The 21,836-nt window shown below is 63.0% G+C and carries 18 protein-coding genes; 2 read left to right on the top strand and 16 right to left on the bottom strand.

What is annotated here, in order from left to right; all coding sequences use genetic code 11:
- Nucleotides 1-275: 275 nt before the first annotated feature.
- From murC to mraZ, 11 genes are all read right to left on the bottom strand, one after another.
- A complete protein-coding gene (gene murC, locus J3T92_RS06780) occupies nt 276-1,886 on the bottom strand; it encodes a UDP-N-acetylmuramate--L-alanine ligase (RefSeq protein WP_416378849.1) in 1,611 nt (536 codons plus the stop codon).
- A gap of 99 nt (nt 1,887-1,985) precedes the next feature.
- Nucleotides 1,986-3,218, bottom strand: coding sequence for a UDP-N-acetylglucosamine--N-acetylmuramyl-(pentapeptide) pyrophosphoryl-undecaprenol N-acetylglucosamine transferase (locus tag J3T92_RS06785; protein ID WP_267400795.1), 1,233 nt, complete (start codon nt 3,216-3,218; stop codon nt 1,986-1,988).
- Between the two features lie 70 nt (nt 3,219-3,288).
- A complete protein-coding gene (locus tag J3T92_RS06790; protein WP_267400650.1) occupies nt 3,289-4,512 on the bottom strand; it encodes a peptidoglycan glycosyltransferase FtsW in 1,224 nt (407 codons plus the stop codon).
- Nucleotides 4,496-5,935, bottom strand: a complete 1,440-nt coding sequence (gene murD / locus J3T92_RS06795; RefSeq protein ID WP_267400654.1) for a UDP-N-acetylmuramoyl-L-alanine--D-glutamate ligase — start codon at nt 5,933-5,935, stop codon at nt 4,496-4,498. The genes J3T92_RS06790 and murD overlap by 17 nt, the downstream gene beginning before the upstream one ends.
- A 79-nt stretch (nt 5,936-6,014) precedes the next feature.
- A complete protein-coding gene (gene mraY, locus J3T92_RS06800; protein ID WP_267400657.1) occupies nt 6,015-7,118 on the bottom strand; it encodes a phospho-N-acetylmuramoyl-pentapeptide-transferase in 1,104 nt (367 codons plus the stop codon).
- 74 nt (nt 7,119-7,192) lie between these two features.
- Nucleotides 7,193-8,719, bottom strand: a complete 1,527-nt coding sequence (locus J3T92_RS06805) for a UDP-N-acetylmuramoyl-tripeptide--D-alanyl-D-alanine ligase (RefSeq protein WP_267400659.1) — start codon at nt 8,717-8,719, stop codon at nt 7,193-7,195.
- 9 nt (nt 8,720-8,728) lie between these two features.
- Nucleotides 8,729-9,610, bottom strand: a complete 882-nt coding sequence (locus tag J3T92_RS06810; protein WP_121914017.1) for a UDP-N-acetylmuramyl peptide synthase — start codon at nt 9,608-9,610, stop codon at nt 8,729-8,731.
- A gap of 46 nt (nt 9,611-9,656) precedes the next feature.
- Complete coding sequence (locus J3T92_RS06815; protein WP_267400664.1) at nt 9,657-11,438, bottom strand: peptidoglycan D,D-transpeptidase FtsI family protein; 1,782 nt, start codon at nt 11,436-11,438, stop codon at nt 9,657-9,659.
- Entirely contained in the window at nt 11,435-11,926 is a 492-nt protein-coding gene (locus J3T92_RS06820) for a hypothetical protein (protein ID WP_267400667.1), read from the bottom strand. Before J3T92_RS06820 ends, J3T92_RS06815 begins: the two co-directional genes overlap by 4 nt.
- Nucleotides 11,923-13,014, bottom strand: a complete 1,092-nt coding sequence (gene rsmH, locus J3T92_RS06825; protein WP_267400669.1) for a 16S rRNA (cytosine(1402)-N(4))-methyltransferase RsmH — start codon at nt 13,012-13,014, stop codon at nt 11,923-11,925. The genes J3T92_RS06820 and rsmH overlap by 4 nt, the downstream gene beginning before the upstream one ends.
- 11 nt (nt 13,015-13,025) lie before the next feature.
- Complete coding sequence (mraZ, locus tag J3T92_RS06830; protein WP_024627224.1) at nt 13,026-13,508, bottom strand: division/cell wall cluster transcriptional repressor MraZ; 483 nt, start codon at nt 13,506-13,508, stop codon at nt 13,026-13,028.
- A 276-nt stretch (nt 13,509-13,784) separates the two neighbouring features.
- On the opposite strand from mraZ, the gene J3T92_RS06835 reads away from it, so the two are divergent.
- Entirely contained in the window at nt 13,785-16,019 is a 2,235-nt protein-coding gene (locus J3T92_RS06835; protein WP_267400672.1) for a HelD family protein, read from the top strand.
- A 130-nt stretch (nt 16,020-16,149) separates the two neighbouring features.
- Here J3T92_RS06835 and nrdR read toward each other — a convergent pair whose 3' ends face one another.
- Nucleotides 16,150-16,632, bottom strand: coding sequence for a transcriptional regulator NrdR (gene nrdR / locus J3T92_RS06840; protein ID WP_024627226.1), 483 nt, complete (start codon nt 16,630-16,632; stop codon nt 16,150-16,152).
- Between the two features lie 158 nt (nt 16,633-16,790).
- The gene (locus J3T92_RS06845; RefSeq protein ID WP_267400675.1) at nt 16,791-17,048 is read right to left on the bottom strand and encodes a LysM peptidoglycan-binding domain-containing protein; all 258 of its coding nucleotides are present in this window, start codon (nt 17,046-17,048) and stop codon (nt 16,791-16,793) included.
- Between the two features lie 322 nt (nt 17,049-17,370).
- Between J3T92_RS06845 and lexA the strand changes: the two genes are divergently transcribed.
- Complete coding sequence (gene lexA / locus J3T92_RS06850) at nt 17,371-18,186, top strand: transcriptional repressor LexA (RefSeq protein ID WP_267400676.1); 816 nt, start codon at nt 17,371-17,373, stop codon at nt 18,184-18,186.
- Between the two features lie 3 nt (nt 18,187-18,189).
- On the opposite strand, the gene J3T92_RS06855 is transcribed toward lexA, so the two are convergent.
- From J3T92_RS06855 to hflX, 3 genes are all read right to left on the bottom strand, one after another.
- On the bottom strand, nt 18,190-19,119 hold the full coding sequence (locus J3T92_RS06855; RefSeq protein WP_267400677.1) for a cation diffusion facilitator family transporter: 930 nt from the start codon (nt 19,117-19,119) through the stop codon (nt 18,190-18,192).
- Between the two features lie 71 nt (nt 19,120-19,190).
- Nucleotides 19,191-20,153 (bottom strand): L-lactate dehydrogenase, encoded by a 963-nt coding sequence (locus J3T92_RS06860; RefSeq protein ID WP_024627229.1) that lies wholly within the window; start codon nt 20,151-20,153, stop codon nt 19,191-19,193.
- 99 nt (nt 20,154-20,252) lie between these two features.
- Nucleotides 20,253-21,719, bottom strand: coding sequence for a GTPase HflX (hflX, locus tag J3T92_RS06865; RefSeq protein WP_267400796.1), 1,467 nt, complete (start codon nt 21,717-21,719; stop codon nt 20,253-20,255).
- Between the last annotated feature and the right edge of the window lie 117 nt (nt 21,720-21,836).

The following is a 21,836-nucleotide window of genomic DNA, read 5'->3' on the forward strand; positions in this document are numbered from 1 at the left end:
TGCATTCTTGGCACGATTCGGACGACCCTTGAGGCGCTTAGACCGCTTAAGACGCCTGCCCCGGCCGCCTGTCCTTTCAGCCTTAGACCGGTAACCTGCCAGTTCAGCAGCATCAAAAACGGTCGACCTGCCTGATCTGGCGGTTCTACCGGTCCTCCGTTCCTCTTTCGAAGACTTGGTGCGCCCAGACCGGGCTGTCCGTGCGGCCTTGGCAGCCCGGACAGCCCTGGTCCTGGAAGAGGCTCCACCTGAGGCGCTGCGACCCTTACCGGTCTTCACTGTTCGTCCCGTTCAGCCAGCTTGTCGAGAATGACCGGTCCCATGGCTGTGACATCGCCAGCGCCTACGGTCAGGATCACATCCCCAGGCTCCGCCCGCTCGGCCAGATCCAGAGCGGCCTGATGCATGTCCGGGCAGGCCCGGAAGACAGCTTCGGTCGACCTCTTCCCGGAATCTCGGGACTCCTGGTTCGATGCCTTGCGGGCAGCCGCGGGAATGGTCCCGGCATCCACGCCCGGAAAATCACTGGCCAGTTCACGGGCAGGGAAGATGTCAGTGACGGTCACGTCGTCCGCCAGAGACAAAGCATCTGCGAACCGGTCAGCGAAGATGGCTGTGCGCGAATACAGGTGGGGCTGGAAGAGCACCCTGATGGTCTGCCCCGGATAACGCCGTCTGGCGGCGGTCAACAGAGCAGCGATTTCCGTAGGATGATGGGCGTAATCATCCACTACGGTGACCCCATGCTGGATTCCGCGGACCTCGAAGCGTCGAGAGGCCCCGCGGAAGTCGGCGGCAGAAGCGGCGGCCGTATCGGGATCCATTCCCAACAGGATGGCGGCGATGATGGCCGCGGCGGCATTGCGGGCGTTGTGGATGCCGGGAATCGCCAAGTCCACCTGCAAATCAAGCGGCTTGCCGGCATCCAACCCTGCAGCCTGGAGCACCTGCGCCGGGAGAGCCAGACGGCAATGCTCACGACCGCTGCCACTGCTTTCGGACTCGGATTCGATGCGGACCAGGCCCAGAACCCCGGGCAGGGAGTCAGTATTCAGCTGAGGATCCGAGGCATAGACGATGATCTTGGCCCGGCAGTCCCCGTGCAGCCGCCGCAGCACCTCCAGGGCGCCCTGATCGTCCCCGCAGACCACCAGGAAGCGGCGGCCATGCCGGGCATGTTCCACAAAGGCCTGATGGAAGGCATCAGCCGTACCGTAGTGGTCTAGATGGTCGGGCTCCACGTTGGTGATGATGGCGATGTCGGGAGTGTACTTGCCAAAGCTGCCGTCGGACTCGTCCGCCTCGGCCACCAGGACCCGTCCGGCTCCCACATGCCCTCCGTCCATAGGCCCCTGGTCGCTCTGAAGGCTGCCCCCGATGGCGTAGCTGGGATCGGCCAGATCCCCTTGGCCGCCCTTGGTCAGCAGGTGGGCCAAGAGTGCACTGGTGGTGGTCTTGCCATGGGCACCAGCCACGGTGACCGAAATCCTGGAGGCCATGAGCAAGGCCAGAATGTCACTGCGATGAACCAGTCGGGCACCAGCGTCACGAGCAGCCAGAATCTCTGGATTGTCGGGCTTGATGGCACTGGACCAAACCACTGTGCGGGCCCCGGCCACGTTGCTGGCGTCCTGACCGATGGTGACCGGTATTCCCAGCTGACGCAGACGGCGGGCCTTGCCCCCCTCGGCGCGGTCGGAGCCCGAGACCTGCACCCCCTCCTGGTGGAGCATCTCGGCCAGCACGCTCATCCCAGCCCCACCGATGCCAATGAAGTGTGTAGGCCCCAGATCCTTGGGGTCGCGCACTCCGGCCTGGGCCAAGGCAGGCAGGCAGGGGTCCAGAACCGGCAGGGACCGGTCGCCGCCGTCCTGCCGACCGGACACGGTATTCAATTCATGCTTGGGCACAGTAGTTGCATCTCCTCCAACAGTTCAGGACCATCCAGGACGGGGTCGCCCGTCGCCTGCCTCCATTATGCCCGATTAGGCCCTCCCTGAGTCCTTGCGGGCAATGTGTTGGCCGGCCATGGTCAGAATCTGCTCGGCCATTACCTGAGCAGCGTCGCGAATCCCGTACCCCCAGGCCCGGCGGCGCATGTCAGCCAGCCTATCCTTATCAGCCATAAGAGCAGGGACGTGCTCGGCCACCCATTTGGCATCCAGTGACGCATCATCGACCATAAGGCCTCCCCCGGCCTGAACGACTGGCTGGGCGTTGAATCGCTGTTCACCGTTGCCAATGGGCAGGGGCACATAGACGGCAGGTACACCCAGGGCAGCCAGCTCACTGACAGAACCGGCACCAGCCCTGCAGACCACCAAGTCGGCGCAGGCGAAGGCCAGATCGATCCGCTCCAAGTATTCGGCCATATGGTAATCTCCCTGGCCCTGGTGAGCCGGGTCCAAATCGTTGATGACCCCATCGCCCAGATCAGCCGCCACCTGCTCTCTGACTTGGTCGGCCTTGCCACGGCCCGTCAAATGGATGACCTGGGTTTGATCCAGTAGCTGCCGTGCCGCGCCAGCCACCGCCGTATTGAGACTGAGCGCACCCAGGGATCCCCCGGTGACCAGGAGGATGGGCCTATCGGGATCCAAACCCAAGGACTGTGCAGACTTCCTGCAAGCGCCCGTGGGATCGGTCTCCATCTGCTTGGCCAGTCGGGCGATGGCCGGCCGCAGGGGAAGACCCACGCGGCGCACGGGCACTCCGGCCCGGGCTCGGATGCCGGTATCCTCATAGGCCGTACCTACAAAATCAGCCCAGCGAGCGCCCAGTTTGTTGGCCATGCCTGCCCGGGCGTTCTGCTCGTGGACGACGATGGGCAGACCCAGGTTCCGTGCAGCCCTGTAGGCCGGCGCCGAGGCATAACCGCCAAAGCCGACCACCAGGTCGGCCGACCGATCCTGCAGATAGCCTCGAACCCGCTGCACCTCATGCCGCCAACGCCGAGGGAAGCCCAGAGCGGCCTTACTGGGACGACGAGGGAAGGGCACCTTCTCAATCAGGTCCAGGGGCAGTCCGGCGGCCGGCACCAGGTCGTGCTCCAACCCGACAGCGGTACCGATCACGCTGACAGCAGCCTGGGGGCAGCGCTCCCGAATGGCCGCAGCCACACTGAGCAGAGGGTTGACATGCCCTGCCGTCCCCCCTCCGGCCAGCACCAGATGGGGGCCAGTACCTTTTCCGGGATGCTCCTGGCCGTCCCCAGGCATCCCGTTCTCAGTCCTCGTCGCTGTCGTCATCCGCGAATCCGCTTCCTTTCCGCCATATCCATTCCCTATCTCAGGACCCGTCCGTGGCCGCCTTCACGTCCGGTTGAGTCCGAATCATCTGCAGGGCCACCCCGGCCGAAGCCAGGCAGGAGATCAGGGCGGTCCCTCCAGCCGAAACAAAGGGCAGGGGCAGGCCGATGACCGGCAACAGGCCAAGAACCACGCAGATGTTGACCAGGGCTTGACCCACCAGCCACACATCCAGGCAGATCAGCACCATGCCCGCATACCGGTTCCTGGTGGTCAGGGCGATCCTCAGCATGCACCAGCCCATGACCACGAAGACCAGAATAAGCATGGCCGCCCCTACAAAGCCCAGCTCCTCGCCGATGACAGCGAAGATGAAGTCATTATGCGCCTCTGGCAGGTAGTTCCACTTCTCCCTGGAGTTGCCCAGCCCGACCCCGGTCAGACCCCCCGAGGCCATGGCATACAGCCCGTGTATGGACTGGTAGCAGACACCCTGAATGTCATCCACCGAGCACTTGCCGTAGGCGGCCATGATCCGCTGGGTCCGGTTGCTGTTGCCGTAGACCGAAAAGCCGATGACCGCGGCCATCCCCAGAACTGCCAGGCTGAGCAGCCAGCGCAGGGGGAAGCCCGAAACCAGGAAGGCCACGAAGCCGATAATGACGATGATCATGGCCGTTCCCAGGTCCTTGCCCAGCATGATCAGCAGGAAACTGACGATAAAACCGGCGGCAGGCTTGGCATAGGCCTTGGCCAGGCTCTTCAGGTCGGAATCCTTGCCAGCCTGCCGCTGGGCTTCGATCAGGGCCTGGGGCAGCCACAGACACAGGGCCAGCTTGAGCAGCTCGGCCGGCTGCATGGAGATGCCCCCCACCGAGATCCATCCCTCATTGCCGTTGGCGGACCGCCCCAGCGGAGTACGCGTCAGCAGCTGAATACCCTGGCTGACAATCAGAAACCCCGTACTCCAGCTCCGGTAGCGGTCGATGCTGATCCGCACAGCCAGAAGGGCCAGCAACAGCCCCACCACGGCGTATATGCTCTGACGAATAACCTGGCTCCAGGGAGAGCTGCCCTGGGCCACCAGATCCACAGCCGAGGAGGAAAAGACCATCATCAGGCCGAAAACCGTAGTGGCGACGACCGTGGCCAAAAAGCCGTAGTAGCACCAAAGCGGGTTGAGAATGGCCCGCCAGCCCCGGTAGTTCCCCTTGCCGCCAGACCCCCGGGAGGGATCCTTGTGCGGATCAGTGTCGCGCTTCATGCTCGTGGACCCACTGTTCGGCCTGCCGGGCAAACTGGTCACCCCGGTCGGCATAGGAGGCGAACTGGTCCATTGAGGCGCAGGCGGGGGCCAGCAGAACCACTTGGCCAGGCTGTGCATAGGAGCCAGCCGCACGGACGGCCCGGGCCATAACCTGATCGCCGGTACCAGGATCGATGAAAGTCACCGGCAGATCGGGCGCCTGGTCCTTGATGGCCTGGGCCATGGGCTGCTGATCCTGGCCGATGACCACGGCTGCAGCCAGCTTGGACCTGCGGGACCGAACCAAATCGTCAAAGCGGGCACCCTTGGCCAACCCGCCTGCCAGCCAGACCACCTGGCCGTCATGGTAGCTGGCCAGAGAAGCCTCGGCGGCATGGGCGTTGGTGGCCTTGGAGTCGTCTACAAAACGGATGGCCTGCGAACCCTGGCCCAGGGTCGCCACGGTGCTGATCCTATGGTCGCCGGGTGTGAAAGTACGCATGGCCTCGATGGCCACGTCGACCTTGGCCCCAGCTCCTAGTGCCAAGGCCAGGGCACAGAGGGCATCAGCCAACAGATGGGGGTAGACCGTGCCGTCAGGCTCGCATAGATCCGCCAGGTCGGCAACCCGGACTAGCCGGACGCCCTCCTCAGGGTTCTGACCGGTCAATCCGCTGCGGTCTATGACCCAGCCGTCCTCCACGCCCAGTTGCCCAGGCTCGGGCCGACCCAGAGTGAAGCCCACCCGTCGGCAGCCGGGAGCCGGCTGTGCCTGTCTGGCCAGATCGGAGACCCGGGAGTCATCAGCGTTGTAGACCAAGGCCTTGCGCACGCCCTGGTAGATGCGCGCCTTGTCGGCCGCATAGGCCTCGAAGCCCCCGTGCCAGTCCAGGTGGTCGTCGGCCAGATTGGTGATGGCCGCGCACTCCAGGGCCGGCGAGAAGGTGAAGTGCAGCTGGAAGGAGCTCAGCTCCACGCAGAGCATGTCATTGTCGGGGTCCAGGACGGCTGTGGAGACGGCCTTGCCGATGTTGCCCACCGCAGGGGCCGTGAACCCACTGGCCTGCATCATGGCGGCGACCATCCTGGTGGTGGAGGTCTTGCCATTGGTGCCGGTGATTCCGATCCAGGGGGCTGGCCGGCCGGTCCGCGCTGCGGGCACCCGCAGCATCCAAGCCATCTCCACCTCGCTGACCACAGGGATGCCACGACGCTGCGCCTCAAGGATAAATGGGGTGCGCGGATTGAAGACGGGCGAGGCCATGACCAGGTCCACCTGGCTCCAGTCCACCTGGTCGAAGTCATGAAGATCGGCCTGGGGGGCGCGTTGATCCACAGTAGTCACTCCGGCCGCCCGGCCTCGCAGGGCTGCGGCCACGCTCCGTCCGGAAATGCCCAACCCGGCAACCAGTACACGCTTCTGGCTCAAGTCCATATCCATGAACACCTCATTCCGCTAGCTCCGGCATCTGCTTGGCATGATACCGGCTGCCGAAGTCCGGTACCGTGAATGGACGCACTCAGATAGGCAACCCGGAACGGACCACCCAGTCTGCATAGAAGCAGACCAGGGCCAGCAGGACGAAGATCAGGTCCACCATCCAGAACCGGACAACCACCTTGGACTCCTGCCAACCCATCAGCTCGAAGTGGTGGTGGATGGGCGCCATCTTGAAGACACGCTTGTGAGTGAGCTTGAAGTAACCCACCTGGATGACGTCGGAGGCGGCCTCGCCCACGAAGAGTCCGCCCAGGATGACCGCCAGAAGCTCGGTATGGGTGGCGATGGACAGGGCTGCAAAAAGCCCGCCCAGAGCCAGGGATCCGGTGTCCCCCATGAAGATGGAGGCCGGATTGGTGTTGTACCAGAGGAAGCCGAAGCAGGCCACGGCGGCGCAGCAGGCGATGATGGCCAGGTCCAAGGGGTCGGAGACCGCATAGGCATGGCCGGGATGGCCGCCACCCTTCAAGTGGTAGCTCTCCCAGATTGCAATGACCGTATAGCCCACGAAGGCAATCATGGAGGAACCCGAGGCCAGACCGTCCAGGCCATCGGTCAGGTTGAACGCATTGCTCCAGGCCGTCATCAACAGATTGACCCAGATAATGAACAGCACCACGGACAGGACGCTGCCCGCCATTCGGAAGTCGATAATAGGGTGCTCAACGAAGGATATGCCTGCCTGAGCGCTGGGATAGCCGTTCTTGGTGGGCAGCTTGAGGGCCAGCACCGCGTATATGGTGGCTAGAATGAACTGGCCGATGAACTTGGCCCTGACCGACAGGCCCAGATTCTGCTTCTTACGCACCTTGGCAAAGTCGTCGATAAAGCCCAGGAAGCCCATGGAGAGCATGGCAAACAGAACCAGCATGGCCGACAGGGACACGGACTCCCCCCGGGACAGGTAGCGGTAGAGCGCCGAGGCTGCCCAGCCCAGCAGGATGGCCAGGTTGATGACCAACCCGCCCATGGTCGGGGTGCCACGCTTGACCAGATGGGACTTGGGCCCATCCTGGCGGATGTACTGGCCGTAATGCAATCGGTGGACCAGCCGTATCAGCAGGGGGGTCCCTGCCAGCGTCACCACCAGGGCGACCAGGATTCCGATGATGAGGGCAATCACAGTGTGTACTCCAACTCTTGAATTCTGTCCTTGAACGTTCGAACCCGCTGCGGGTATACCAGTGCACTCATGGCTCAGCCCTGCCAGCGGTCGGCCAGACCGGACAGGCCGGACATGTGCGAACCCTTGAGCAGGACAAGATTTTGCCGGTCCGGATGCCTGACGCACAGGCGACGGACCATCTGATCGGCCTGGTCAGCATCCTGGGCGAAGAGAACGCACATGGCCCCAGACTGTTCCTCGCTGGGATCAGATAGGCCACCAGCACCACGGACAAGGGCATGAACCAACCTGTCCATCTGCTGATCCCTGCAGCCCACCGCAACCAATGCATCGATGCCCAACCGACGGCAGTAGGCGCCGATCTCCTGGTGCAGCTGCTCGCCTCGATCGCCCAGCTCAAGCATGACCCCCAGGACGGCTATCCGATAGACCGGGCCATCGGATCCCCTCCAGGTAGCCAAGGCGTCCAGACCAGCCCGCACGGAATCGGGATTGGCGTTGAAGGAATCATCGATCAGGGTGAAGGAGGCATCCGGCAACCGGACCGAAGACAAAGCCATCCGATGCGGACTTATTTGCCGCTGCCGACCCAGCTCATCGGCGATGCGTTCTGCGTCCAGACCCAAGGCGTGGACTACCGTGGCGGCAGCCAGAGCATTCATGACATTGTGCCGTCCCGGAATGCCCAGACGCAGCCGCACTGGTTGCTGGCCACGCAGACGCAGCTCGAAGGCCGGCCTGTCCAGACTGTCGCTGTCCAGGTAGCGAGCCGAGCCATCCAGGTCGCGGTCCTGCCCGCCATCATCAGCGGCCATGCCAAATCGCAGAACAGACCCAGAGGCCAGATCAGCCATGGCGGCCACCCGGGAATCGTCGGCATTGAGCACGGCGGCCCCGCCCGGCACCAGGCCTTGCACGATCTCGCTCTTGGCCTGGGCGATGCGCTCCACGGAGCCGAATTCACCCAGGTGTGCTACTCCCACCTTGAGGACCAGAGCCATGTCCGGGGGAACCATTTTGGTCAGCCGGGCGATCTCACCCACGTGGTTAGCGCCCATCTCGGCCACCAGATATCGGGTGTCGGGCCCCACTTCCAAGGCGGTCAGAGGAAGGCCGATCTCGTTGTTGAAAGACCCGACAGGGGCCACCACCGGACCAAGGAGTGCCAGCAGAGAGGACAGCAGATCCTTGGTGGTGGTCTTGCCGACGGATCCGGTGATGCCGATCACAGTAAAGGGTTCTGCCGCTGCACGCCGACGGTCCATATTGGCCCGGGCCAGCAGCCCCAGGGCAGCAACCGTATCGTCCACAAGAATCTGGGACAGGTCAGCGCCCGGAACGAGATGATCGACCAGGGCCGCGCGGCAGCCCTTGGCTCCCAGGCCGGGAACATAGTCATGGCCATCCACATGCTCGCCCTTGATGGCTACGAAGAGGCCATCAGCCCCCGCCTGCCGGGAGTCGGTCACCACCCGCATGCGCACGGACCGCCGGTCAGGTTCACGACCAGAACCGACTTCAACCAGCCGACCGTGCACATATTCGACGACCTCATCCAGGGTCATGGGCATGGACCCGGCCCTTACAGACTGACTCATCCTCACCTCTCAGGACATCTCGCGGGAGACGCGCAGGGCGCTCCTGATGTTGTTGCGTTTGACGCCGGCGGCCATGGTCATGGCGATGCACAGGGACAGATCGTCACTATTCGCATCGGCGGGCAGGGATTGGCGGGCCAGCCCATCGGATTCCTCGTTACGCTTGGCCACGATGGTATGCCCGCCCAGGTTGAACCCGTATCGACGGGCCCTGGAAATCAGCCGAACGTGCCGCATATCGCGGGTGGAGCCCTCCTGGGCGCCCAAGGCCACCACATCCAGATCCACTGCCTGCAAAGCGTCCCTGGCCAGGGTCTGGTCGTCCACGGATATGACCACGGCGGCCGCTCCATCCTCCAGGGCGATGGACAGACTGCGCTGCACATCGAACATGCTCAAGGGATATTCCAGATCCAGTCGCCTGTCCAGCGAGTATGAGCCCTTGGCGCTGAGAATGCCGACAGGATTGCCCAGCACATGCAGGAAGTCAGCCAAAAGATCCACCTGGTCCTGCACCTGGGAACCGACCAAAGCGAAGACAGCCAAGGCTCCTGAAGGATCACCGGCGGCATTGGCCAGCAATTGGCCCATCTGCCAGGCATGCATGGTACCGAAGAGCAGGGGTATACGGGCTCGGCCCACCTCTTGACGGGCCGAGGTCGGCAACAGGGCCGCATAGGCGCCGCGAAGCTCAGCCTCCTCAATCATGCCCTGGTCCACCTGCCGGTCTGCAGGCACGTAAAGGCTACCGGGCCGCACTGAGGGCAGGTCGTCCACCAGTGAAGTCACCGTAACTGGTTCAGCGAAATCAGGGACCAAGGTCAGCCCGTAGCGCCCCTTGAGCTGACCCAGGGTCAGTCGTCGGGAGATTGATTCACTCAGCGCACTCATGCTGCAATCTCTCCTTCGTCCGGGAACGCCATGATGTCTGCCGGTATCACCATGTTACCGGGATAGCATCGGTTCTGGGCGGGGACGTGGGGACCTGGTATTTCTGCATAAGGAATTCACCGATCTGGGCGAAGATGGGACCGGCGGTGATGCTGCCGAAAACGCCATCGCTGCTGTGGGGATTCTTCAGCACCACGGTGACCACAAAATGAGGGTCGTCAGCAGGCAGGATGCCCACCCAGTCGCTGATGATGCCACCCAGGCCGCCCGAGCTGTCGGCCACCTCGGCAGTGCCCGTCTTGGAGGCCACCCGATAGCCCTCTACCTTGGCCGTATTCTGGTACTTTTCAGCCACTGACTCCATGCCGTTCATAACGGTAGCCGCCACCTTCTCGTCCACTACCCTCACCCGGTTGGCATTGACGGCACCCTGGCCGTGGATGATGGTCTGATCAGCGCGGACCCCCTTGTTGGCCAGGGTGGCGATGACGTTGGTCAGCTGGATGGCGTTGGTGGCATAGCCCTGGCCGAACAATACCGTATTGCGGGTGCGCCGATCCCAGGTCTGAGGCGAAGTCAGCAGGCCCTTGGACTCCCCCGGCAGACCTAGTGCCGAAGCCTGGCCGATGCCAAAACGGGTCAGATAGTCGTAGCGCTTCTGGTCCGGGTAGTGTTCGCCGGCCATGACCATGCCCACGTTGGAGGAATTCTGCAGAATGCCGGCAAGGGTCCAGTGCTCGGCTGGATGGTCGAAGGCGTCCTTGTACTGCTGGTTGTCCACGGTGATGTGGTCGGGCACGGTGAAGCGGTCGCTCATGGAGTGCACCTGCTCCTGGAGCATGCCGGAGATCGAGATGGTCTTGCCGATGGAACCGGGTTCGAAGGTCTCCGCCACCGCCCGCGAGGAGTTGACCTTGGCCTGGTCGCTGCCCGCCTGGTAGTCATCGGTGTCGGCCAGGGCCAGGATCTCGTTGGTGCGGGTGTCCTGGACGACAGCCAGGGCCCAGTCGGCATGAAATCGCTGACAGCCTGACTTGAGGGCTTGACGGACGTACCACTGAACGTCTTGATCAACGGTCAGGGTGACATCCTTGCCGTTGACCGGATTGCGCTGACGGGTCACGGTTCCGGGGATCTCCTGACCAAGCATTCCCTGCTGGTAGACCGTGTAACCGTCAGTACCGGTCAGCTGCCGATTCTCCATCTGCTCGATCCCGGCCACGCCCTTGCCGCTGTCGTCGATGCCCCCGATCAGGGCTCCCATCAGATCCGCATGCGGATAGGTGCGCTCACTGCTCAGTTCTGCCGTGATGATCCCCTGCAGCCCCAGCTTGTCGATGGAGCGCTTGACCTCGGGAGTCACCCGCTTGGCCAGAACCACGTACCGTCCAGGGACGCTGAGCTTGCCGCCCAGCTCCATGGCGTTCATGCCCAGGGCCGGCGCCAGGAGGCGGGCCACGCCGGCAGCACCGTCAGCGCCCACCGGATGGCCTTTGATGCTATGGCAGTCACTGCCTGTGCGCTTGGTGCAGTTGATAGGTATGAAGGAGGCGGCCGCCTCGGGGTCGCCGATGATGTTGTACCGCTCCAGGCTCTGGGCAAGCACCCGGCCATTGACATCCAGGATGCGGCCACGCTGGGCCTTGATGGTGTGCGGCACAGTGCGGCCCGCCGCAGCCGCTTGCGCCATGGACCTTCCGTCGAAGAGCTGGATATAGGCCAGCTTACCCAGGGCCAAGGCGGCCACCAGGACCAGAATCAGACCCACAGACAAGGAACGTTTGCAGAAAGACAGGTGCCAGGAGCGTTTGGTTCCGTTGCCGCTCATGGATGCCCCGCCTTGCTCTGGGCATCCTGAGGGGGCTTGTAGCCCTGCAGATCGATGGAGTTCAGGCCCTGCTGGGGCTGCATGCCCAACTGCTGGGCCTTGTCCGGCAGGGAGGCTTGGAGTTGGTCGAGCTTGTTCTGGTCATCCTGGACGTCCTGGGTCAGATTGCTGATTTCATGCTGGACCCTGGTGGCCTCGAAGGAGTCCTGGACCATCTGGGTACGCAGCATCAGGGATCCGAACATGCAGGCGGCCAAAAAGATCACGGAGGTCATGATGCGCAAGAGAGGATTGCCGCGGGTCCGCGTCCAGCCGATCAGACGCCGAGCCCCCTCAGCAAATGGACCTCGTTCGGGACGGCGGGCCTTGCCTGCCTTGCCTGTGCCCTTGATCAGACTGAGCTCAGGCCTGGTGGGCATCTCCTGGATGCGAGGATGACCCTTGTCCGCAGATGTCTTGGAACGGACCGAACGTGCTGGCATGGTCATGACCGGCGCCTCGATTCCGAACCGTGGCCGACATGACGATGGTGACCGGCTGAGCCCTGCCCACGGGCCTCGGCCTGAAGCCGACGACGACGCTCCTCGGGGATGGCTCCGATCTTCTCAACAGCCCGCAGGCGCACTGAAGCAGACCTGGGGTTGCGTTCCCGCTCGGCCGCATCGGCCTTAACAGCACCATGAGTCAGGTCCGACAGGTAGGGTCGGGCCTGATCGGGCACCACCGGCATGCCTGCAGGAAGATCCACATGCAGCCCTGGCGCCATGAAGCGCTTGACCATGCGGTCCTCCAGGGAGTGATAGGACTCCACGACCAGACGACCGCCCTTGGCCAGCCGCAGAATGGCCTGGGGCAGGGTGCGCCTCAAACGATCCAACTCTCCATTGACCTCGATGCGCAGGGCCTGAAAGACCCTCTTGGCCGGATTGCCAGGAGGACGGTGGCCACGCGGCACTGCCCTATCGACCAGACGGTCCAGCTGGGCCGAGGTGGTCAGCGGTTGCTCCTGCCTGGCTTCAACGATGGCTCGTGCGATGCGTCCTGCATAGCGCTCCTCCCCATACCGGGAGAAGATGTCAGCCAGCTGGTCCTGGTCGTACTCGGCCAGGACCTTCGCAGCCGTCAGCTCCTGGCTGGTGTCCATGCGCATGTCCAGCGGAGCATCCTGACGGTAGGTGAATCCCCTGTCGCGCTGGTCGATCTGCAGAGAAGACAATCCCAAATCCATGAAGACCAGGTCCACCTGGCCTACATCCAGGGCATCCAGCTGCTGGTCCAGCTGATCAAAGGGGGCGTGAACCGGCGTGAAACGGTCGGCCAGGCCCTCGTCGCGCATCCGGCCAGTGGCCAGATCCAGGGCCTGGCTATCCCTGTCTATGCCAATAAGACGGGCCTCAGGGCAGGACTTGAGAAAGGCGGTGGCGTGACCAGCCAGGCCCAGCGTGCAATCCACAGCCACGGCCCCAGGGTGCTCCAAGGCGGGCCGAGCCAGCGCAAGGCAGCGTTCCAGTAGGACGGGACGGTGGACCTTGCCGCTGTCCACGGCCTCCTGGTCGAGAGGATTGCGTTCTGACATCAGGGCCTCCATCAGCAATCCACCGCCGGAAGAACATCATCGGCAATGTCGGCATAGCCCTGCTCCTTGCTCTCCAGGTAGGCAGTCCAGGAATCCTGATCCCAGATTTCAGCACGGGTGCCCACGCCGATGACCACGACGGGGCCGGTCAGCCGTGCATAGGAGCGCAGCATGGGCGGGACCAGAATGCGGCCCTGCTTGTCCGGGACCTGGTCGACGGCGCCTGACAGAAATACGCGCAGGTAGTCCCTGGCCGATTTGTCACCCATGGAGGTGTGTTGGATGCGCACGGCCATCCGCCGAAATTCCTCGGTGGGCAGCAGGCTGACGCAGCGTTCCTGGCCACGGGCCATGACCAGGCCCTGACCCAGCTGAGCGCGGAACTTGGCGGGCAGAGCCAGGCGGCCCTTGGCATCCATCTTGGGGGTGTAGGTGCCCAGAAGCATGGGCGGCAGGGAAGGCGAGGCGGCATCTGCGTCGTATGTATCGGCCATGCCCCACCTCCAATGCCAGTTTGGTATCCATGGGACGGCCCCACCGGGTAGCGTCCCCTACGCAGTGCTCCCCACTTTACCCCACCTATCCCCATTGCTCACCACCTTGACACCACTTCAGGCCCAAACCCAACCATTCGCCCCGCCGAAGGGTTCACCTCGGCGTTTCGCCACCCGGCAAAGAGGGCACGGCCAAGGGTCAGTTGAACCGAAAAAGTAGAGGACGGGCGGTATATTGGATCATCCGATTTTGAACATTCCACAGAACGGACGCACATGTCGAGCTATTCCTCACAGCTGCATGAAGAGCAGACGGCGGTGGACAGGGCCTACGGCCGTCTGGACGAGCTGCGGACGCAGGCCAGGACCAGACTGGACGCGGTTCGGGCCGCCGGCTCCCACGGTTCCCCCACCCAGCGCACCGAACGGGATTCCTTTGCCAACATGTACGAGGACCGGCTCACCCAACTGCGAGCCATGGAGGACCGTCTGGTCTTCGGCCGACTGGATACTGCCCAGGGCGGTCGGCGATATATCGGACGACTGGGCCTGCTCGACAGCAACCATGAGCCCATCCTGACCGACTGGCGTGCCGAGGCCGCACGCCCCTTCTACGAGGCCACTCCAGCGGACCACGGCGACATCGTCATGCGTAGGCACATCACCCTTAACTTCCGCCAAGTCACCGGCATCGAGGATGAGGTTCTGGACCTGTCGGCCCCAGAAGTGGACAAGGCGGCCCAGGGCGGCACCCTGGCCGGCGAGGGCGCGCTCATGGCATCCCTGTCCAGCCGGCGCACCGGGCAGATGACCGACATCGTGGCCACCATCCAGGCTGAACAGGACCGGATCATCCGCTCCCCCATGACCCGTCCACTGGTGGTCCAGGGCGGGCCGGGCACCGGCAAGACGGCCGTGGCCCTGCACCGGGCGGCCTATCTGCTCTACACCCATAGGCGTCGACTGGAGAGTTCAGGCGTGCTGATCGCCGGGCCCAGCAACGCCTTCCTGCACTATATTGATCAGGTCCTGCCCTCCCTGGGCGAGACCGGAGTGCTCAGCCGCACCATGGGCGACCTCATCCCCGGCATCAGCACCGAACGCCAGGAGGACCCGCACGTGGCCCGGCTCAAGGGAGACATCCGCATGGCCGAGGCCGTAGCCAATGCCGTCGCCTCCCGGGAGCGGGTGCCTGCCTCCCTGCCCACGGTCAAGGTGGATGGGGTGGCCGTCCCTATGCTGGCGGTCGACCTGGAACAGGCCCTGGTCGATGCCCGACGCAGCCACCAGCCCCACAACAAAGCCAGGAATACCTTCGTGCGTTCGGCCCTGAACGCCATGACCGCCCGCTATGCCGAGGGCGTGGACTATCAGCCTGGAGCCGAGGAACTCGCCCGGGTCACCTCCCTGCTGAGACTGAACGACCAGGTGCGGCGGACCCTCAATCTAGCCTGGCTGCCCATGAACCCCCGCTGGCTGGTCAATGACCTCTGGTCCAGGCCGGATCGTCTGCGCCGGTTCGCCCCTTGGCTGACTCCTGAACAGATTGATCTGCTGACCCGCCAGGACGGCGCCGAACTGACCGTATCCGACATTCCCATCCTGGATGAGGCCATGGAGCTGTTGGGCCCTGACCCCCGTCAGGCGGACCGCGACCAGGCTGAAAAGGCCCGCCGCGATGAGGAACGACGGTTTGCCAGCGACACCTTGGCCCAGAATGGCATCGGAACGGGCATCGTGACCTCGCAGATGCTGCTTGATTCCATCAACGGCCAGGACGAGAACCAGGCAGCCACTCAGGCGGCCGCCGACCGCGAATGGGTCTACGGGCACATCGTGGTCGACGAGGCCCAGGAGCTGACAGCCATGGACTGGAGGATGCTGGTCCGGCGCTGTCCCTCCCGATCCTTCACCATCGTCGGGGACGTGGCGCAGACGGCCGCACTGGGTGGCACCCGGTCCTGGGCCTCCACCATGGACGCGCTTTTCGGACCGGATGGATGGGATCTGCGGCAGCTGACCATCGACTATCGCAACCCTCGTCAGGTATCCAACCTGGCCTCCTCCTTCGCAGCCTCCGAGGGCCTTGAGGTTTCGACCCTCAAGGCTGTGCGCGAGGTGGAAGGATCGGTAAGCCGCCTACGGGCAGAGGATCGGGTCAGTCTGTTGGACCAGCTGCCTGACCTGGTGCGCGAACTGGCGGAACGTCATCTGAGCAAGGACGGCACCGGACGCCTGGCCATCATCGTTCCCAGCGCCCTGCAAGCCGAAGTCAGCTCGCGCCTGCATATTGATAAGGCTCAGGAGCATCAGATCACGGTCACGACCACCGGCCACACCAAGGGCCTGGAGTTTGATGCCGTGGTTCTCGTGGAGCCTGGTGCCATTCAGGATGAGGCTCCTTCCAGGCTGAGCGCAGCGTCTGACCTCTATGTGGCCATGACGCGCCCCACTCAGGAGCTGGTCATTGCCCAAACTTCCGGGGATCAGAAACTATTGAACCTGGGATGAAGTATCTAGTGCCGGGCCAGTATCAGGCCTGGCACCGCGTTCACTTCCAGTCACAGGCCAGCCCCGTCACACAATGACGGAAGCTGCTCGCCTGCTGCAGGCAGAATGGCCGGTGCCCGAATAGCCGAATTCAGGACTGTGCAGTAGCAGACTGCTCTTCAGCTGACTGGTCTTCGGCGCGCAGGGTGTCGATGGCCTGCTGGAAGTCCTCCAGGTTGCTGAAGTTGCGGTAGACCGAGGCGAAGCGCAGATAGGCCACCTCGTCCAGCTCCCGGAGAGGCTTCAGGATAGCCCTGCCGACCTCTTCCGAATCGACCTGTGCCAGGCCACGCGAACGCAGATCCTCTTCGACCTGCTGGCCCAAAAGTTTCAGGTCATTTTCATCAATGGGCCTACCTTGGCAGGCCTTCCTCACGCCAGCAATGACCTTGTCCCGATTGAAGGGCTCGGCATTGCCTGAGCGCTTCATAACCAGGAGGATTGAGGTCTCCACCGTGGTGAACCGACGCGAGCATTGCGGACACTCACGGCGGCGTCTGATGGCATGGCCGTCGTCGCTGATTCGCGTATCCACAACCTTGGTATCGGGATTTTGGCAGAAAGGACAGTGCATGTGCAATATCATAGCGCCAAAGAACCTCAAGACCCACGTATACCGGGCCTATCAGCGTATAACACTGGACAAACTCCTCAAACTCAGCTAGTTACCCTTTTCCAGTCGACAAGCTATTGAAGCCCCATTGGTGATTTCCTGAACCGAAGATCACTGCCTCACTCGTCGCTGGGAATCAGAATTCGGTCCCCAACGCGCAGATTGGGTGAGGACATATTGTTGATCTGCATGATGCGGTCTACGTTTTTAGTGACGTCCTCGCCTTGCGGCGTGATTGAGGCCGCATAGGACCAGACATTATCGCCCGGACGAACTGTACGGGTGACGACCTCCTGTGGTCCTGGAGCGGAGCTTGCCGGACGAGCCATCAATCCGACCCCAGTCAGGGCCAAGGCGCTCACTGCTAGGAAAACCACAGATCTGCGTATGGTGACGCTCGCAAAACCCTGCGCGGACAAACATGCTGTTATAGCTCCACGCAGACGAGCCATGATGGATGAGAACACAGCACTGATACGCGTCCGGCAGTCCGAAAACAGGTTCGAAGGCGCGGACATGCGGGAACTGGCGCAGGAACGAACAACCATGGCACACCTCTTTCGAACATTTGTTCTATCGAACAGATGTTCTCATTGTGGCACTGCAGTCGTCATTTGGCAAGACCGATTCGAACATTTGTTTGATTTTTCACTTCAGGCAGGTTAAGCTGGGTTCAGTTTCCAAGGAAAGGAGCCATCAGTGAGCACCATCCCCTTTGCCGGGTCTGCGACCATGAGCTCCGCCAGCCAGTCCACCACCACTGACAACGCAACCTCTCAGGAAAAGGCCGAGACCTCAGCCAAAAACGAAGCGAAAGAAAACGCCGCCACCACTGAGAGCCCGAATCAAGGATCCAGGCCTGAGCTGACCGATCGACAGGCCAGGGTGTTGGAAGCCATCAAGCGTCACCTGTCAGAGCGCGGATTCGTGCCCTCCTACAGGGAGATCGGCAGAGACGCTGGACTGCGCAGTACTTCTTCTGTCAAGCACCAACTTCAGGTCTTGCAGGATCTGGGCTACATTCGTCTGACTGCAAACAAGGGCCGTGCCATAGAACTGGTCCAGAACCATCCTGAGCCGACCGCAGGAACCGCCAGAATCGTTCCTTTCCCTGACGCAAAGGCCGACGAGGCCATCATGCAGTCACGCGATGTACCCCTGGTCGGCAGAATTGCCGCCGGCCAGCCCATTCTGGCCGAACAGCATGTGGACGATGTCATGCGCCTGCCGGAACGTTTGACCGGATCCGGCGAGCTCTTCATGCTTGAGGTCCATGGGGATTCCATGGTCGATGCCGCCATCTGCGACGGGGACTTCGTGGTCGTCCGCCGCCAGCAGGAGGCCGAGAACGGAGATATCGTTGCAGCCCTGCTGGACGATGGTGCTACAGTTAAGACCTTCCGCCGCGAGGAGGGCCACGTTTGGTTGATTCCCCACAACCCGGCCTACTCCCCCATTGACGGCACCCACGCCGTCATCATGGGCAAGGTGGTCACCGTTCTGCGCAAGGTCTGAGGGTTACATATCCAAATGCTCGCCGCTGCTGTTCCGGTGGCCCTGCGGTTCTATCTGAAAGGTCGTGTGTTCGACCGAGACCGGGAAATGATCGCGCAGACAGCGTTGCATGCTGGTCAGAATACGTTCGTTTTCGACAGCCGTCGTGCCCTGACGCACTACCACATGTGCCGTCAGCTGCGGCAGACCAGTGGAAACGCTGCTGGCATGCAGATCATGAACCTCAAGTACGCCAGGCACTCCCTCCAGGTGCTTCCTGACCTTGGCCATGTCGAGCTCCGGCGGGGTTTCCTCAAGAAGCACGGAGACGCTGCAGGCCAGGAGCTTGATTGCGCGGGGAATCATCAGCAGGGCGATCAGGGCTCCCGCCACGGCATCGAACCCGGCCCAACCGGTGATCATCATAACCACAGCTGATATCAGAACCGCCACCGAGCCCAATGCGTCGTTGACCACTTCGAGAAAAGCGGCACGCATGTTCAGGTTGTCCTTATGCCCTGAGGCCAGGACAAAAATTGACCCTACGTTGGCAGCCAGGCCCAAAATGCCGAAGAAGAGCAGCAGCCCCTGCTGATGGACCTGATCCCGCCCAGGTGACCAGAGTCGCAAGACGGCCTCCACAATGGCGTAGATGCCCACAGCCAGCAGAACCAGAGCACCGCCAGCCGCCGTGATGACCTCCAGACGGGACCAGCCCCAGGTACGTCGGTTCGTGGGGCGACGCTCCATCAACACGGCAGTGACCGTGGAGGCGATCAGCACAGCCATGTCGGTCATCATGTGCCCGGCATCTACCAGCAGAGCCAGGCTACGGGTGACCACGGCGCCGACAACTTCAGCCACGAAGACCGATCCCGTCAGCGCCAGGGTCATCAGCAACTGTCGACGATGGGCGGATCCGCCACCCCGGACATTACCTTCATGAGCGCTCATGCATACCCCGATTCATCAGTCACCAAAGTATGTCACCAGGGGTCATAAGGCAAGAGTCTTCTGAGAAATACTCAGAAACCGAACTTGCTTGCCGTCTCCTTGAGGGTCTCGGCGGAACGCTTCAGAGCGGCCAGCTCGCCGTCGCTCAGAGGGGTGTTGATGTGGGTGTTGACCCCATCACGGTTGAGCACGCTGGGCACTGACATGCACACGTCGGAGATCCCGTGGAAGTCCTCCAGCAGAGAGCTGACCGGCAGGATTCGGTCAGTGCCGTTCAGTATGGACTCGATGATGTCCACGCCGGACATGGCGATGGCGAAGTTGGTCGCCCCCTTGCCCTCGATAATCTGGTAGGCCGCGTTCTTCACCTCCTGGTGGATCTCCTCGCGCTTGGCCGCGTCCAGGGGCTCATGGCCAGGCAGCTCCATCCAGTCGCACATGGGCACGCCGCCGATGGTGGCCGAACTCCAGAGGGGGACCTCGGAGTCGCCGTGCTCACCGGCAATGTAGGCATGGACGTTCTTTACGTTGACGCCGGTCTGCTGGCCGATCAGGTAGCGCAGGCGGGCGGAGTCCAGGTTGGTGCCCGAACCGAACATCTGGTTGACCGGCAGCCCGGACAGCTCCAGGGAAACCCTGGTCACGATGTCGACGGGGTTGGTAATCAGCAGGAAGATGGCATTGGGGGCCACCTCGACCATCTGAGGGATGATGGACTTCATCATGTTGATGGTGGCGCCGGCCAGGTCAAGCCGAGTCTGCCCCGGCTTCTGCCTGGCTCCGGCAGTGATGACCACCATGTCGGCATCGGCGCAGATCTGCGGATCGTCCGAGCCGTCGATGGTGACTGTGGGGTAGAAGCTGGATCCGTGCTGCATGTCGCGGACCTCGGCCTCAACACGCTGGGCGTTGATATCCTCAAGGACGATCTCCCGAGCCACACCGCGCTGGGCCGCCGAGAAGGCCAGGGTCGACCCCACGGCTCCGGCTCCTACGATCGCTAGCTTGGTTGGCTTGATTGATGATTCCGCCATAGTTTTATGGACCTCTCTTATCGGAACCCGGGAAACGGGTTTGCCGCTGACAACATACGTAGTTTACCCAGCATAGGTGACCTGGCGTGCACCTGCCCCTTAGGAGCCCAACCCGGCTGCTGGCGTGTCACCCGTTGAAGCCTGCAAGGGCTTCTCGTCGATGGCCTGGTCAAGCACGGCAGCCGCCAGCCGGTCGTCCACATCAGCGCTCAGCACAACCCCATCGGCCCGGTATTCCAACGAATTCACCCGTCCCAACTGCCGCACCTGTTCCAGCAGGGAGCCACTGGTGTAGGGCAGGATGGCCTCGACATGCACGGCGGGGGCGGGCAGCAGCTCCTCCACTCGTCTGCGCAGGGACTCAAGGCCCTGACCCTGCCTGGCCGAGACCAAAAAGGCATCAGGCTCAAGGTTGGCGAGCCGCTGCCGGGCATCCTGATCGATCAGATCCACCTTGTTGAAAACCAGCAGACGGGGGATGGACTCAGCGCCGGGGATGTCTGCCAGCACGGCATCCACAGCCCTGATCTGCCCAAAAGGATCGGGGTGGGAGCCGTCCACGACGTGCAGAATCAGGTCGGACTGACCCACCTCCTCCAGGGTGGATTTGAAAGCTTCGACCAGCTGAGTAGGCAGACGGCGGACGAACCCGACCGTGTCCACGTAGACGTAGAGCCGACCGTCCGCCGCCTTGGTGCGCCTGACGGCCGTATCCAGGGTGGCGAAGAGGGCGTTCTCCACCAGTTCCTCGGACCCGGTCAGCCGGTTGGTCAGCGAAGACTTGCCGGCATTGGTGTACCCCACCACGGCCACTGCCGGCAGCTGGTAGCGCCGCCGGGATCCACGCTTGACCTGACGCGAGGGGGCCATCTGGGCGATCTGACGCTTCAACCGGGAAATCCGTCGTCTGATGACCCGTCGGTCGGTCTCGATCTTGGTCTCACCAGGGCCTCGGGAGCCTATGCCGCCGGCCTGCCCGGCAGCCTGGCCGCCAGCCTGCCGGGAGAGGGATCCGCCCCAGCCGCGCAGCCTAGGCAGCATGTACTCCAGCTGGGCCAGCTCCACCTGGGCCTTGCCCTCGCGGCTGGTGGCGTGCTGGGCGAAGATGTCCAGGATCAGGGCCGTCCTGTCGACCACCTTGACCTTGGTGACATCCTCCAGGGCCCGTCGCTGGGAGGGATGAAGGTCGTCATCGGTGATGATGGTGTCGGCGCCCAGCCGGGCCACGATATCCGCCAGCTCCCGCGCCTTGCCTGAACCCAGGTAGGTGGCCGGATCGGGCTTGACCCGCTGCTGGAGCAGTCCATCAAGCACCTGAGCCCCGGCAGTCCGTGCCAGGGCGGCCAGCTCGCGCAGGGACTCCTCGGCCTGACCGACCGTGGTGCGCGAACCCGACCAGACGCCGACCAGGACCACCCGCTCCAGACGAACCTTCCGATACTCCACCTCGGTCACGTCCTGGAGCTCGCCCAGCCCCTCGACATGGCGGAAGGCGTTGCGCCGGCTGCGCTCCTGCCACTCCTGATCCTGGTCCTGCCCGACCTGCCCCTCGCTGCCGGTCAGCACCTTGGACTTGTGGGCGAGCGGGTCCTGGTGGGCATCGACAATTGTTCGGCCAAGCTCTTGGGTCGGTTGTTCTTGGGTCAAAGGCACCTCTGCACTGGTTTATGAACTAGGGAACGA

This window comes from Bifidobacterium sp. B4081 (genome assembly GCF_026537335.1).
GTDB lineage: Bacteria > Actinomycetota > Actinomycetes > Actinomycetales > Bifidobacteriaceae > Bombiscardovia.

Bases quoted from the DNA above. Each gene is read 5' to 3' on its own strand.
- J3T92_RS06785 (WP_267400795.1), bottom strand. From the start codon at position 3,218: ATGCCTGGGGACGGCCAGGAGCATCCCGGAAAAGGTACTGGCCCCCAT.
- J3T92_RS06790 (WP_267400650.1), bottom strand. From the start codon at position 4,512: ATGAAGCGCGACACTGATCCGCACAAGGATCCCTCCCGGGGGTCTGGC.
- murD (WP_267400654.1), bottom strand. From the start codon at position 5,935: ATGGATATGGACTTGAGCCAGAAGCGTGTACTGGTTGCCGGGTTGGGC.
- J3T92_RS06805 (WP_267400659.1), bottom strand. From the start codon at position 8,719: ATGAGTCAGTCTGTAAGGGCCGGGTCCATGCCCATGACCCTGGATGAG.
- J3T92_RS06810 (WP_121914017.1), bottom strand. From the start codon at position 9,610: ATGAGTGCGCTGAGTGAATCAATCTCCCGACGACTGACCCTGGGTCAG.
- J3T92_RS06815 (WP_267400664.1), bottom strand. From the start codon at position 11,438: ATGAGCGGCAACGGAACCAAACGCTCCTGGCACCTGTCTTTCTGCAAA.
- J3T92_RS06820 (WP_267400667.1), bottom strand. From the start codon at position 11,926: ATGACCATGCCAGCACGTTCGGTCCGTTCCAAGACATCTGCGGACAAG.
- rsmH (WP_267400669.1), bottom strand. From the start codon at position 13,014: ATGTCAGAACGCAATCCTCTCGACCAGGAGGCCGTGGACAGCGGCAAG.
- mraZ (WP_024627224.1), bottom strand. From the start codon at position 13,508: ATGGCCGATACATACGACGCAGATGCCGCCTCGCCTTCCCTGCCGCCC.
- J3T92_RS06835 (WP_267400672.1), top strand. From the start codon at position 13,785: ATGTCGAGCTATTCCTCACAGCTGCATGAAGAGCAGACGGCGGTGGAC.
- nrdR (WP_024627226.1), bottom strand. From the start codon at position 16,632: ATGCACTGTCCTTTCTGCCAAAATCCCGATACCAAGGTTGTGGATACG.
- J3T92_RS06855 (WP_267400677.1), bottom strand. From the start codon at position 19,119: ATGAGCGCTCATGAAGGTAATGTCCGGGGTGGCGGATCCGCCCATCGT.
- J3T92_RS06860 (WP_024627229.1), bottom strand. From the start codon at position 20,153: ATGGCGGAATCATCAATCAAGCCAACCAAGCTAGCGATCGTAGGAGCC.